At 65.7% G+C, this 13,078-nt stretch carries 13 protein-coding genes and 1 tRNA gene; 7 read left to right on the top strand and 7 right to left on the bottom strand.

The window, feature by feature from the left end; translation table 11 throughout:
• Window positions 1-16: 16 nt before the first annotated feature.
• Together QH168_RS08055 and QH168_RS08050 are read right to left on the bottom strand one after the other, a co-directional pair.
• On the bottom strand, window positions 17-1,291 hold the full coding sequence (locus QH168_RS08055) for a YibE/F family protein (protein WP_280233889.1): 1,275 nt from the start codon (window positions 1,289-1,291) through the stop codon (window positions 17-19).
• Window positions 1,292-1,850: 559 nt separating this feature from the next.
• Window positions 1,851-3,095: a pyridoxal phosphate-dependent aminotransferase gene (locus tag QH168_RS08050; RefSeq protein WP_280233888.1), complete on the bottom strand. Its 1,245-nt coding sequence runs from the start codon at window positions 3,093-3,095 to the stop codon at window positions 1,851-1,853.
• 97 nt (window positions 3,096-3,192) lie between these two features.
• On the opposite strand from QH168_RS08050, the gene QH168_RS08045 reads away from it, so the two are divergent.
• The gene (locus QH168_RS08045; RefSeq protein ID WP_280233887.1) at window positions 3,193-4,623 is read left to right on the top strand and encodes a serine/threonine-protein kinase; all 1,431 of its coding nucleotides are present in this window, start codon (window positions 3,193-3,195) and stop codon (window positions 4,621-4,623) included.
• A gap of 6 nt (window positions 4,624-4,629) precedes the next feature.
• Here the strand turns inward: QH168_RS08045 and QH168_RS08040 are convergent, their stop codons facing one another.
• Complete coding sequence (locus QH168_RS08040) at window positions 4,630-6,000, bottom strand: helix-turn-helix domain-containing protein (protein ID WP_280233886.1); 1,371 nt, start codon at window positions 5,998-6,000, stop codon at window positions 4,630-4,632.
• Between the two features lie 219 nt (window positions 6,001-6,219).
• Here QH168_RS08040 and QH168_RS08035 point away from each other — a divergent pair, with 219 nt between their 5' ends.
• Window positions 6,220-6,663, top strand: a complete 444-nt coding sequence (locus QH168_RS08035) for a hypothetical protein (RefSeq protein WP_280233885.1) — start codon at window positions 6,220-6,222, stop codon at window positions 6,661-6,663.
• A 167-nt stretch (window positions 6,664-6,830) separates the two neighbouring features.
• Here the strand turns inward: QH168_RS08035 and dcd are convergent, their stop codons facing one another.
• Window positions 6,831-7,418: a dCTP deaminase gene (dcd, locus tag QH168_RS08030; protein ID WP_280233884.1), complete on the bottom strand. Its 588-nt coding sequence runs from the start codon at window positions 7,416-7,418 to the stop codon at window positions 6,831-6,833.
• 75 nt (window positions 7,419-7,493) lie between these two features.
• Here dcd and QH168_RS08025 point away from each other — a divergent pair, with 75 nt between their 5' ends.
• Complete coding sequence (locus tag QH168_RS08025; protein ID WP_280233883.1) at window positions 7,494-7,874, top strand: VOC family protein; 381 nt, start codon at window positions 7,494-7,496, stop codon at window positions 7,872-7,874.
• 34 nt (window positions 7,875-7,908) lie between these two features.
• Here QH168_RS08025 and QH168_RS08020 read toward each other — a convergent pair whose 3' ends face one another.
• The 3 genes from QH168_RS08020 to QH168_RS08010 all read right to left on the bottom strand — a co-directional run bounded on the left by QH168_RS08020 (window position 7,909) and on the right by QH168_RS08010 (window position 10,564).
• A complete protein-coding gene (locus QH168_RS08020; protein ID WP_280233882.1) occupies window positions 7,909-9,339 on the bottom strand; it encodes an amidase in 1,431 nt (476 codons plus the stop codon).
• Between the two features lie 80 nt (window positions 9,340-9,419).
• Window positions 9,420-9,998: a hypothetical protein gene (locus QH168_RS08015; protein ID WP_280233881.1), complete on the bottom strand. Its 579-nt coding sequence runs from the start codon at window positions 9,996-9,998 to the stop codon at window positions 9,420-9,422.
• Complete coding sequence (locus QH168_RS08010; RefSeq protein WP_280233880.1) at window positions 9,995-10,564, bottom strand: TetR/AcrR family transcriptional regulator; 570 nt, start codon at window positions 10,562-10,564, stop codon at window positions 9,995-9,997. The genes QH168_RS08015 and QH168_RS08010 overlap by 4 nt, the downstream gene beginning before the upstream one ends.
• A gap of 290 nt (window positions 10,565-10,854) precedes the next feature.
• Here QH168_RS08010 and QH168_RS08005 point away from each other — a divergent pair.
• The 4 genes from QH168_RS08005 (at window position 10,855) to QH168_RS07990 (ending at window position 13,074) form a co-directional block, all read left to right on the top strand.
• A tRNA-Gly gene (locus QH168_RS08005) sits at window positions 10,855-10,928 on the top strand.
• Between the two features lie 582 nt (window positions 10,929-11,510).
• On the top strand, window positions 11,511-11,804 hold the full coding sequence (locus QH168_RS08000; protein WP_280233879.1) for a type II toxin-antitoxin system Phd/YefM family antitoxin: 294 nt from the start codon (window positions 11,511-11,513) through the stop codon (window positions 11,802-11,804).
• Between the two features lies 1 nt (window position 11,805).
• Window positions 11,806-12,180: a type II toxin-antitoxin system RelE family toxin gene (locus QH168_RS07995; RefSeq protein WP_280233878.1), complete on the top strand. Its 375-nt coding sequence runs from the start codon at window positions 11,806-11,808 to the stop codon at window positions 12,178-12,180.
• A 189-nt stretch (window positions 12,181-12,369) separates the two neighbouring features.
• The gene (locus tag QH168_RS07990) at window positions 12,370-13,074 is read left to right on the top strand and encodes an alpha/beta hydrolase (RefSeq protein ID WP_280233877.1); all 705 of its coding nucleotides are present in this window, start codon (window positions 12,370-12,372) and stop codon (window positions 13,072-13,074) included.
• Window positions 13,075-13,078: the final 4 nt, after the last annotated feature.

Raw genomic sequence — 13,078 nt, 5'->3', positions numbered from 1 at the left:
CTGCCGCACCCTGAGATCAGGCCTTCGCGTGCCGGGGCCTGCTGTTCACTTGTGTGGCGGGCTTCGCCGATCCGAACGGACGCGCGAGCATGACCGCGATACCCGTGGTGAGCGGAACCGACAGTGCCAGTGCGATACCGCCGACCGCGGAGCGCGCGATCTCGATCGCGACGGCGTCGCCGACCAGGACGTCCTGGATCGACCGGCCCGCGACGCTGAACAGCAGCAGTAGCGGTAGCGCGCCACCGGCGTAGGCGAGTACCAGGGTGTAGACGGTGCTGGCGATGTGGTCGCGCCCGACGCGCATGGCGGCGGCGAAGATCTCCCGCCGGGATGCGCCTTCGTCGAGTGCCGCCAGTTCGAACGCGGCCGAGGCCTGGGTGATGGTGACATCGTTGAGCACGCCGAGCGATCCGATGATGAACCCGGCCAGCAGCAGTCCGGTGATGCTGACGTGTTCGAGGTAGGTGGCGACGTTGGTGTTCTGTTCCTCGGACAGTCCGGTCAGATCGGTGACGCCGATGGTGAGCCAGGACAGTACGGCGGCGAGGAGCATCGAGGTCAGCGTGCCGAGCAGCGCGGAGCTGGTGCGTAGGTTCACGCCGTGTGCGAGATACAGCACCGCGTACAGGATCAGCGATCCCGCGACCAGGGCTACCGGGATGGCCGGTTTTCCGTCCAGCAGTGCGGGCAGCATGAACACCACGAGCACACCGAACGCGAATCCGAGGCCGAGCAGTGCGCGCAGGCCGCGCCAGCGCGCGACCACGATGATCACCACGACGAAGGCCAGGGTGATCAGCGTCAGCGGGAGCCCGCGCGCGTAGTCGTCGAACGAGTACAGGGGTGTGCCGTCGGGTGCGGTCTGCCGGACGATCCGGATATCGTCGCCCGCCCGCAGATCGGGTTGCCCCGGCCCCGGCGCGATTTCGAGCAGTGTGTGATTGCCCGCGTGCGGCCCCGACTCGATGGCGATCAGGCTGCGCTGGCAGCTGTAGGCGTTGGTGCTCGGCGGTTCGGGTCGCTCCGCGAACACCTTGCCGAGCGACGGACTGCCACAGGCCCCCACATCTTGCAGGACCACCTTCCCCGCTTCGGTCTCCACCGCCCCACCACCGGCGTTCTGCATGGGCAGCGGAATATCGACGCTCTGCTCACTCGGCCACAACGCGATGGTCGCGATCACCACGATGACCCCGATGACCGCAAGTAACCCGACAACGACCCGAGCAGCCGTGGCCCCGATCGCAATCGGCCCGGAGTGATCGTGATGGTGATGGTGGTCGCTCACGCGCCGAGCTTAATGGACCTCATTTTCAAGAGCAGCAGCAACGTGGCCGAGCCACCACAAACGACGGCCACGAGCCACACACCGCCCCAATTCCCCGCAAACGCGGAAGGAGACGCCCGCCACAGCAGCAATTCAAACCAGCTCACCCCACCACGCGACTACCCGCTATCACTACCGAACGCACCAACTGATCTCGCAGGATCCGGGTAACTCACCGGGTACCAGCCAACTCACCCCAAAGCACAACCGCCGGCCGCCAACGCAACGAACCCCGCGCCTGAGTCTGGCCAAAAATCGCGGAGAGGCGGGAGGGACGGCGGAGAGCAGGGGGATGTCTCCGCCGTCCACAGGTCGGCGCCCAGGGGGGTAGGCAGCCTAACCCGAAAGCTGGATTGTCCAGGGGGGGTAGACAATCCAACCGGGCGCTCGAAAGCGCCGATGCCTACTGTACACAAAAGTCCCAGTTTTGCGCTAGTAAGTCTCTAAAAACCTCCAGAACTCCAACACCAGGTCTGTTTTGCCCGGCAGAATCGGGGGCTGGGTTCTGTCGGGTCGGTCTCTACTGGCGGTAGCTGGAGAGGAAGTTGCCGAACCGTTCGATCGCCACCGCCAGGTCGCGCGCCCACGGCAGGGTCACGATCCGCAGGTGGTCGTGTGCGGGCCAGTTGAAGCCGGTGCCCTGCACCATCAGGATCTTCTCCTGGAGCAGCAGGTCGAGGATGAGTTTGGCATCGTCGTGGATCTCGTGCACATTCGGGTCGAGCCGCGGGAACGCGTACAGCGCGCCCTTGGGCTTGACACAGGAGACGCCGGGGATCATGTTCAGCCGCTCCCAGGCCACGTCACGCTGTTCCAGCAGCCTGCCGCCGGGCAGGATCAGGTCCTCGATGCTCTGATGTCCGCCGAGCGCCACCTGGATGGCGTGCTGAGCAGGCACGTTCGGGCACAACCTGGACGAGGCGAGCAGGTCGATGCCCTCGATGAATCCGGCCGCATGTTCCTTCGGACCGGTGATCGCCAGCCAGCCGGAGCGGTATCCCGCCACCCGGTAGGCCTTGGACAGGCCGTTGAAGGTCAGGCACAGCAGATCGGGAGCGAGGGTCGCCAGCGAGATGTGCTTGGCGTCGTCGTAGAGGATCTTGTCGTAGATCTCGTCGGCGAGCAGCAACAGCTGATGTTTGCGCGCCAGGTCCACCAGCTGCTGCAACACCTCGGCCGAGTACACGGCGCCGGTGGGGTTGTTAGGGTTGATGACCAGCAGCGCCTTGGTCTTATCGGTGATCTTCGACTCGATATCGGCGATATCAGGCTGCCAGCCGTTGGACTCATCGCACAGATAGTGCACCGGCGTGCCGCCCGCCAGGCTGGTCATCGCGGTCCACAGCGGATAGTCCGGAGCCGGGATGAGTACCTCGTCACCGTTGTTCAGCAGCGCCTGCATGGTGATGGTGATCAGCTCGGAGACGCCATTGCCCAGGTAGACGCTGTCCACATCCAGTTCGGGAAAGCCGGGCACCAGCTCGTAGCGGGTCACGATCGCGCGCCGGGCCGACAGGATGCCCTTCGACTCGGAGTAGCCCTGCGCATACGGCAGCGCCGCGATGATGTCGCGCATGATCACATCGGGGGCCTCGAACCCGAACGGTGCCGGATTACCGATATTGAGCTTGAGGATGCGATGCCCCTCGCCCTCTAGCCGTGCCGCATGCGCCAGTACCGGTCCACGGATTTCGTAGACGACGTCCTGAAGCTTGGTGGATTGCTCCAGAACGCGCGGCGGGCGATGCGGATGACCGGTACTCACCGCTCCATGGTGCCATCCTCGGCAATCCGATATCCGACTCCCCGCACTTCGGTCCAGTAAGGTGACCGCCGTAACTGCGGGTGGAGGAGTACCGGCTTTGGGGCAGTCACTGGCGGATGGCCAGGAGTTCGCGGGATATCGGATCGACAGGCTGCTCGGCATCGGCGGCATGGGTGAGGTCTACCTCGCGCGTGACCGTGACCTGCCACGACCGGTCGCATTGAAGCTGCTGAGCCGGGCGTTGACCAACGATGCCGAGGTCCGCGAGCGATTCCGGCGCGAGGCCGATACCGCGGCCAGGCTGTCACATCCCGATATCGTCGCGGTGCACGCCCGCGGTGAACAGGACGGGCAGCTGTGGATCGCGATGGAGTACGTCGACGGGACCGACGTGGGCGCCGTGCTCGGCCAGGGACCGTTGCATCCGGCGCACGCGGTGCGCGTCGTCGACACGACAGCCCGCGCGCTCGATCACGCGCATCGGGCCGGAGTCCTGCATCGCGACGTCAAACCGGCCAACATCCTGCTCGCACGTGGCTCGCAGGAACGGGTACTGCTCGCCGACTTCGGTATCGCGAAAGCGCTCGACGAATCGGTCGGGCTCACCCGCACCGGTGAGGTGTTCGCCAGCCTGCGCTACGCGGCGCCCGAACAGTTCGACGCCGACGCCGAGATCGATCATCGCGTCGACGTGTACGCGCTCGGTGCCACCCTGTTCCACATGCTCACGGGCACGCCCCCGTATCCGGGCACCAACTCGGCCCAACTGATCCATGCCCATCTCAACCTGCCGATACCAACGCCGAGCAGCCGCAATCCCGCGCTGCCGCCCGGATTCGATGCCGTCATCGGACGCGCCATGGCCAAGAATCCCGCGCACCGGTTCGATAGCTGCGGTGAACTCGCGGCGGCGGCGAACGAGGCGTTGTCCGGTGCGCCGATGCAATTCCCCGGCCACGTCGCACCTCCGGCACCGGGTCCCGCCGCCGAGTCCAAGGGGCGGCGGATCGCGCTGATCAGCGCAGCGGTGATCGCGCTGGTATTGGTACTCGGTGGAGCCGGTGTCGCGGTCGCGGTGGCGATGCGCAACTCGGCCGCCGCCGAGCAGCAGGCGCAGAAACAGGAGTCGGACCGGCAGCGCGCCGAGGACGCGCGGGCGGCGGCGCAGCAGGCGGGCTGCGATTTCGCCGCCGCCCTCACGACCTACGACTACCGCGACCTCGACTCCTACAAAAAGGCCGTCGACACCGGCTCGACCGGTGCGTTCAAGGCCGAGTTCGACAGCACGTACCCGAACCTCGAAGAGCTCATGGTTCAGTCCGGAGCGACATCGCGGGGCTCCGACTTCCAGTGCTTCCACAAAACCGGCGACGAGAACCGGGCCGAGATCACCGTCCTCGCCAATCAGACCGTCTCGAAGACGGGCGATCCGGCGCCCCAGGCCCGCCAGTACTCGTTCGCCATGACGATGGAGCAGGTCGACGGCCGCTGGCTGTGCAGCAAAGTGGAGATCAACCAGCCGAAATAGCCGAACTCATCCCGGGCCGCCCGCAGCGATCCCGGTGGCCGCGGTGGTCCCGCAGAACTCCTCGATGCTCTCATCGAGCGTGACCGCCTCGGTGGCGCCGTCGAAGGCGACGAGCCTGCGCCGGACTCCGGTCAACCGCTCCTCCAACTGGGCGATGCGTTTGTCCTCGGCGAGTCCGAGCACCGGATGCAGTGCCGCGGCAGCACCGTCGAGGCTGCCGTTGATCAGGTGCGCGGCCGCGGAATCGACGCGTGCCAATGCTTCCGCGCCGTACGAGCGCTGCCAGGACGGGCCCGACGAATACAGTTCGATCGCCTGCTGAGTGGCGGTGAGGGCGGGCTCGGCCAGACCCAGATGGATATAGGTGGCGCCCGCGTAGTACTCGGCCTTGGCGTCGGGGAAACCGAAGACGCCACCGATTCCGTCGTGCAGCGTGTCGGAGCCCGAACCGCCGCGGGCGTCGGTGGCCGCACGCAGGCAGCGTTCGGTATCGGCGACACTGCCGATCTTCGACCAGATCCTGGCCTCGATATTGCTCAGCCGCACCCGCGCGGTGGCCGAATCGGCGAATTCCAGTCCGCTCTGGGCCAGTTCGACGGCCCGCCGTGGACGCTCGGACCAGTATTCGATGAGCGCGTGCATACCGCGCGTCCACGCACGTAATCCGTTGTGACCGCACAGTTCGGCGTAGGACCTGGCCGCGCGGATCTGTTCGGCGGCCGCATCGTAATGGCCGAGATCGGTACTCGCGTTGGCGAGCAGACCGGACAGGCTGCCCGCGAGCAGATACAGATGGCTGGTATCGGCGGGGCGCTGCTGCCCTTCCAGCAACCGATACACCCGCCGCCGCACCCGCAGCATCTCCACCATCATCGGTACCGGCGGAATATGTACGTAGTCGTTGGCGATTCGGGTGACATCGGCGTCGAGCTGTTCCAATGTCATCGCGCCGACATTGGTGCTCTCGGCACGGCTCGCGTGTTCACTGGCCTCGTGGGCAGCCGCCATTATCAGGTCCCTCTCCGAAATCGCTGCTAACGCATCGCCTCTCACCGCTCCGGCGTCTATGAGGTCCAAGAGTTCCGCGTCGCTCGAATAACTGCTGTGCGCCGAGTCGCCGGCTCGCGCGTCGAATCGCGGTATGGCGGACTGACTGATCAGCTCCGCGAACCGTGCCCGCACCACATCGTCGGACCTGGCCAGAGAAGTATCCAGCGCGGCCTGGTTGACCGGCCGTGGATGGACCCGGCTGCCGCCCGCCTCCCATTTGGATACCAGGCGCTGATGCACCCCCAAATGGGCGGCGAACTCCCGGATACTCATCCGCATGGCGTCGCGCAGCGCCCGGGTCTCCTTACCTGACCACTGCCGGACCACGTTGTCTTCCCTTCCGAACGAAACGTCCTCCACAGATTACGAGCAATTTGTGAGCCCTGCCACATGACATTTCGGGCCGAATAACTGGCGGCGCAAGGGCAGTGGAACGCCGGCATGTGGGCGCTTGTGGCGCGCCGGGGATTTCGGCGAGCCTGGATCGGTAGCGAAACCGACTCCGACCGGCCCGATATCAACGGACCAGGGGGCTGCGCAGTGAACGTGCAAAAACTGAGGACGATCGACGATTGGGCGGCGTACTACCGGCACGAATTCGGCCTGGTGGTGACCGAACGCGGCGGGTTCGTGATGCTACCGATCACCGCACGGGTCTGCGTGGTCCATCTACCCACCGAGCGCGCCGAAAAGGTCCGCGCGGCACTGGATCAGCAAGGTGTGCGAGCGCCGATGCTGGCCAGACAGATCCGGTGGAGCTTCCTCGCCGCGCCCGACAGCAGACCCGGCGCGCAGGTCATGGAGGTGCTCAACCGCCTCGATATCGGCATTCCCGCCGTCGGCAGTGCCCTCATGCTGCCCACCGGCCTCGGCCGCTGGACCCGCGAAGGTTGCTACTGGGTCGAACCGCCCGAACGTGATGAACCGCTGCCGCCGCTGTCGATGATCGTCACCACCGCGCTGGCGGTGGGATCCGATCGGCCCGACTGAGCGGTCGGCCGCGCTCGGCCCCCGCGCATAGACGAGGAAGCTGTGCGTCGGGGGCCGAGCGTGGACTCGGACACAACGATGTCCGGCACGAGCACGCACGACCGGAGGTCGATACGAGATCCAGGCCCTCGACTGCGTGGCCGCGGCGGTTGATCAGGCGGTCGCGCTCAGGGCCGGTGGTCCAGGCTCGGCAGCGGGAAGTTCAGGTACGCCTTCGATGGCGTCGGTCCGCGCTGGCCCTGGTATTTGGAGCCCGTGGCGGCGCTGCCGTAGGGATTCTCGGCGGGACTGGTCAGCCGGAACAGGCACAGCTGGCCGATCTTCATCCCGGGCCACAGCGTGATCGGCAGATTCGCCACATTCGACAGCTCCAGCGTGATGTGGCCGCTGAAACCCGGATCGATGAAGCCAGCGGTCGAATGGGTGAGCAGGCCGAGACGCCCGAGACTCGATTTGCCCTCCAGGCGCCCCGCCAGATCGTCGGGCAGGGTGCAGACCTCGAGGGTGGAGCCGAGTACGAATTCACCGGGATGCAGCACGAACGGCTCGCCCGGCGCGGGCTCGACCAGACTGGTCAGCTCGTCCTGCCGCTGCGCCGGATCGATATGGGTGTATCGGGTGTTGTTGAACACCCGGAACATCCCGTCCAGACGCACGTCGATACTCGACGGCTGGATCAGGGTCTCTTCGAACGGCTCGAGCCCGAGACGCCCACCGGCGATCTCCGCCCGGATGTCACGATCGGATAGCAGCACGCGCAAGAGCGTAGTGGCAGGCTCGGCGCCGCGCGTCACCGGGAAGTTGTCGTACCCCTGGCGCATGATCGGCCCATGTCCGATACCGACGTCAGCAGCCACCGCCACCACGCCATCGATTACATAGAAATCGCCGTCACCGATCTGGACGCGGCCAAACGTTTCTACACCGAGGCGTTCGGCTGGCAGTTCAACGATTACGGCCCCGCCTACGCGGGCATCCGCAACCCGGCCGCACCCGAAACCTCCGAGGTCGGCGGGCTGGCACTGGCCGAACAGCCCCGCCAGGGCGGGCCGCTGGTACTGCTGTACTCCGACGACCTGGACGCCTCCGTCGGCGCTGTCGAGGCAGCGGGCGGGACCGTGGTCAACGGGCCGTACGAGTTCCCCGGCGGGCGGCGGTTCCATTTCACCGACCCGAGTGGGAATGAGCTGGGGGTCTGGGCGGAGAAGTGAGCCAGGGCCGATCGCTCGTCCGTGGTCAGTACAGCTAGCTCGCGTTCCGCTCGGTCGCGGGCGCCAGGTCGGTGATGCGCGGGAACGGGCTTGCCGACTCGAACTGGTAGGCCAGGTCCAGCAGCGTCCGTTCGGCGCCACGCCGGGCCGACAGCTGGATCGAGCCGGGCAGGTTCGCCGACATCCGCCCGTGCGGCAGCGATACGGCGGGCCCGCCACCGACATTGTTGAGCGGGGTGAACCCGACGTAGTCGACCAGCTTCGCGAACAGCTCCTCGAACGGCAGATTCGGTGAATGTTCGCCGATCAGTGGCGCCGGATGGGAGAGCACCGGGCTCAGCAGCACATCCACTTCGGTGAAATGGCCGTCGTAGATCGCGGGTGCGGCGCGCAGCCTGCGCACCGCGCCCACCACACCGAGCGGGCGGCTCGTCGCCAGCGCCGACAGCCCCTTGGTGAACGGATCGCGCAAGCGCGGGTCGAACTGCTTGCGCTGCGCGATCCGGAACGAGGTCGACAGCAGCGCTGCGACCGCCGCCCAGTACAGCTTGAAGTCCTCGATGAACTGCTCGTCGATATCGAGCCGGGTTTCCACCACATCATGGCCGAGCCCGGCCAGCACCGCCGCCGCGGAGTCGAGCACCGCACCGGTTTCCTCGTGCACCGCGCGACCGCGGACGTCGTACCTGATCAGGCCGATCCGCAGCCGCCGGTCGCTCGGGCCCTCCACCAAGCCGATCGGCGGGAGCGCGGTGTTGGGGTGGAATCGCTCGGCCGCCGCCAGATAGTGCGCGGTATCGCGCACCGACCGGGTGAGGACGCCTTCGGCCACCAGATGGACCGGCAGTTGCCGCGCACCCGGCTGATCGAGCAGCCGGTTACGGGTCGGCTTCAACCCGACCAAACCATTCGCGGCCGCCGGGATGCGGGTCGAACCGCCACCATCGTTGGCGTGCGCGATCGGCACCACACCGGCTGCGACCAGCGCCGCCGACCCACCCGATGATGCCCCTGCCGAATGATCGACATTCCACGGATTGCGGGTGGGCGGCCGCTCGGCGTACTCGGTGCTCGCGGTGAGCCCGAACTCCGGCAGCGTCGACTTACCGAGCACCACGAACCCCGGATGCAGGAACTGCGCGCCCGGACCGCTGGTGCGTTTGGCCGGATGCGGGTCGAATGCGGCCGAGCCGTGGCAGGTGGGCAGCCCGGCGACGTCGGTGTTGTCCTTGACGAACACCGGCACCCCGGAGAACACGCCGGAGGTGGCCCGCGCAGCGCGCGCCTGCGCGAAACAGTCCGTCTCGATGGCGTTGAGCTGCGGGTTCACTCGCCGGGCCCGTTCGATCGCAGCCTCGATCACCTCGGCACGGCTCACCTGTCCATCGCGGATCGCCGCGGCCAGTGCCACCGCGTCCAGTTCGCCCAGCGCGTCGTGGGTGAAGGCGTGTGTGGGAGTGCTCATGGGCTGGGTGCTTCCTTACGTTCGTGCGGCCGGGGCAGGCTGGTATCCGGCTCCTGCCGCTGTTCGCAGGATAACGATGCTCATGCGGTGGCGGTTCCGGTCGCCAGACCAGGCAGGTCGGGGCGGTCCTGATCCGCCGTGTTCTCGGGAAGCAGATGTGCCAGCAGCAGTTTGATCAGCAGCAGCGGCGAGAACCACATGAGTTCATGCGGCATGGTGATCAGGCTGGTCACCGCGACCAGGCCGAATGCCGTGGCGGCGAAGGCGATCGGACGGCGCAATGCTTCCGGCGATACCGTCACGATCACGGCGCCCGCCAACGCCACCGCGTAGATGACGGCCGCCGCGAGCCAGTCGAAACCAGGAACGACCGCCGCCAAGATGAACGGCTGCACATGCACGGCGACGAAACCCAGATGATGAACCGATGTCCGACCGGGCCGGTGATACCAGCGCTTGGCCGAGGACATGGCATTCACGACGGCCCCACCGAAGATGTCGAACGCGATCACGACCACCACCGCCACCGTGATCCACGACCATCCGGCCGCTATCGACAGCGCGAATGCCGTTGCGGCACCGCCGATTGCGGCCGAAAAGCCGAGGCAGACCTCCGCACGCGTCGCCTGCGGCGCGATCAACCGATCGGTGAGCGTCATCGCCGTATCCCTTCCACACAGATCTGCACCACCGGTTCCACCAGCTCCCCCAGCGACAGTTCGGGATCCACCAGCGCCTGCACCAGACACCCTTCGATCGCCGCGACGATCACCGCCGCATGCCGCGCCCCAATCCCCGGCCGCAGTTCACCCGCCTCGGCGGCCTCGTCCAGCAGTTCCGCGAGCGCCGCCCGATAGTCCCGATAGACGCCAACCAGGTCGATCGGCGGATTGGCGGCCCACACATCCAGTAGCACCCGCACATGATCGGGATGGGCCTCGAGCATCTCCATCGCCCCCCGCACCAGCCGCCCCAACCGCTCCAACGCCGACCCATCCCCGAGGTCCCCCAGCACCCGCGCCGACTCCGCGACATAACTGGAGAACACCCCACTCAACAGCGCATCGCGACTGTCGAAATACAGATAGATCGTCCCCTTGGCAACCCCCGCCTCAGCCGCCACATCATCAATCCGCGAGGCCGCAAACCCCTTCCGCGCAAACACCTTGGCCGCAGCATCCAGAATCTCCTGCTGACGAGCGGCCCGATCGACTACCTTCGGCATGAACTTATTATGAATGACCGGTCAGTCATAAACAACCCCATGCTCGAGTGGCGTGAAACTTCCTGGAAGCAGCACCAATTGGATCGCGGCACCCACAACCGCGCCCGGAGTGGAAGAAAACCGCACCACCCACCACTAGTGCTCACCGATCAATTCCACACGCGCCGCCCCACCCCACCGAACCCCGCACGACCACAACGATCCGCAGGTCAGACGCGCTTACCTGGAGCTTTCCCCCGACCGCACGGACTCTGCTACAGTCTCCTGTTGATACCCCGTTCAGGGGCACTGCCGATGTAGTTCAATGGTAGAACTTCTGCTTCCCAAGCAGACAGCGCGGGTTCGATTCCCGTCATCGGCTCCATATAGAAAACGGCCTCTGACCAGCGAAAACAACCAAGCGAATCAGAGCTTCAGATCGGGCACTGTACCCAATGCACTTTCGTCGAAAGCGCTGAAAAACGTCCAACTCACAGCGTTTTCGACGTTTGCTGATGACAACGGCACGCGACCGGACGAGCCGTGCACTGCGGCTGACAAGCGCGAATCGTCATCACTGGCAGCCCATTCGGCGACACCGGCTGGTGCGGCGTATCCAATGGCGGCCCATCCGGCCCGTATATGTTCCGCGGCAGCGACGAGCGCGAACACGGGCGATGCCCGAACAACCACCCCCGGGGCCCACAGGCGATCGCCCGCCCCTCGCCGCGGTACTCGCGGCCGTCGCACTGCTCACCACGGGCGGCGCGTGGTGAGCTGGCGCCCGAGGTGCCCGACCGGGCCTAGATGCCCGAGAGTCCCGCCACACCGGCACCGCCACACGCAGCTTCCCACCTGGGTCAACCCACGTTTTCACCGATAGGTGCGATAGTGTGCAGAATTGTGGGTAGAATCGTGATAATGATCCCCCATATAGTGAGTACATAGAGATGGTGGGAGAGGGCAGATGGTGAGTATTCCGACCAGCAACTTCGTAGGCGTCACCGACGTGAGCCGAGACACCTCGCGGTACATCTCGGCAGCGTCCGAAGGCGAGAGCTTCCTGGTGATGAAGAACAACCGGCCAATGGCCGCGATCGTCAGCCCGGAGATCATCGACCGACTGCGGGAACTAGACGAAAGAGAGCAAGATATGCGGCTACTGATGATGGCGCTGTCACGCATCGTGACCGACAGCGGAAACCGTCACGATCTAGACGACGTAGCCGCAGAACTGGGGATCGCGCTGACAGACGACTGATATGGCGAAGGTCGTCCTGACAGACGAAGCAAAGGAAGACATCCGAGACCTTGATCGATCGTCGCAGATCAAGGTCCTTCGGAAGATGAAAGAGCTCGAGGTCGAGCCGAGCAAACGCGGGCAGCCACTCGGATCGAAATCCGGCGGAAACTTGACCGGGTTGCGCAAGCTCGTCGTGGGCGACCGGCAGTTTCGGATCGTTTTCCAGCTCGAACAGGACGGCACGGTAGTCGTCGTATGGGTAATCGGCGAACGAGCTGATGACCGCTGCTACGAGCTCGCCCTGGCGCGGGTGAAGATGTACGCCAACGACGACGAGTTGGCGCAGAACCTCCAGCGGATGCTCAGCTCAGCATGGGATCGTCCATCCGAGTAGCGACTGGCAAGGAAACGCCCCCGGTCTCAACGCGCCCCGCAGGCGATCCAGTCGTATCAGGAGATACACCGCACGCATTGCCCCACATACGGTTGGTGGTAGCCCGCAGTAGTCGATCACCGCTCCACAGGCCGGGCGATGGTCGGTCCGGCCGACGATACATTCCGACGGATCGAGAAGGTGGCAACGATGACATCGAAACCCCCGGTCGTTCTTGTGCACGGATTCTGGGGCGGAGCGGCCCACTGGGCCAAAGTGATCGTCGAACTGCACAAACGCGGCTACGACGGACTACGCGCGGTGGAGAATCCACTCACATCGCTCGCCGACGATGCCGCACGCACCCGCCAGATGATCGATCAGGTCGACGGACCGGTGCTCTTGGTCGGCCACTCCTACGGTGGCGCCGTGATCACCGAAGCCGGTGACCGGCCCAACGTGGTGGGACTGGTGTATGTCGCGGCCTTCGCACCAGACGCCGGCGAGAGCGCAGGCCAGATCAGTGAGCAACTCCCGCCCGCGGCGTTCGAGAACATCGCGCCCGACTCGGACGGCTACCTGTGGATAGCGCAGGACAAGTTCCGTGAGAGCTTCGCACAGGACCTATCAGAGGACGAGGCGCTGGTCATGGCGGTCACCCAGAAGGCTCCGGTCGGCTCGACCTTCGCCGATACGGTCACCGCGCCCGCATGGAAGGTCAATCCCACCTGGTACCAGGTATCGACTCAAGATCGGATGATCAACCCCGACAACGAACGTCGGATGGCCCAGCGGATGAATCCACGCACGATCGTCGAACTCGACGCCGGACACGCCTCCCTCGCCTCACACCCCACCGACATCGCTGACCTCATCGATACGGCGGTAGCCGACCTCACCACAGGCCAGGCGTAGCCCG

Source organism: Nocardia cyriacigeorgica, from assembly GCF_029868385.1.
Taxonomy (GTDB): domain Bacteria; phylum Actinomycetota; class Actinomycetes; order Mycobacteriales; family Mycobacteriaceae; genus Nocardia; species Nocardia cyriacigeorgica_F.
The sequence above is the reverse complement of the archived record's forward strand: the minus strand, read 5'-3'. Positions and strand labels throughout refer to the sequence as shown.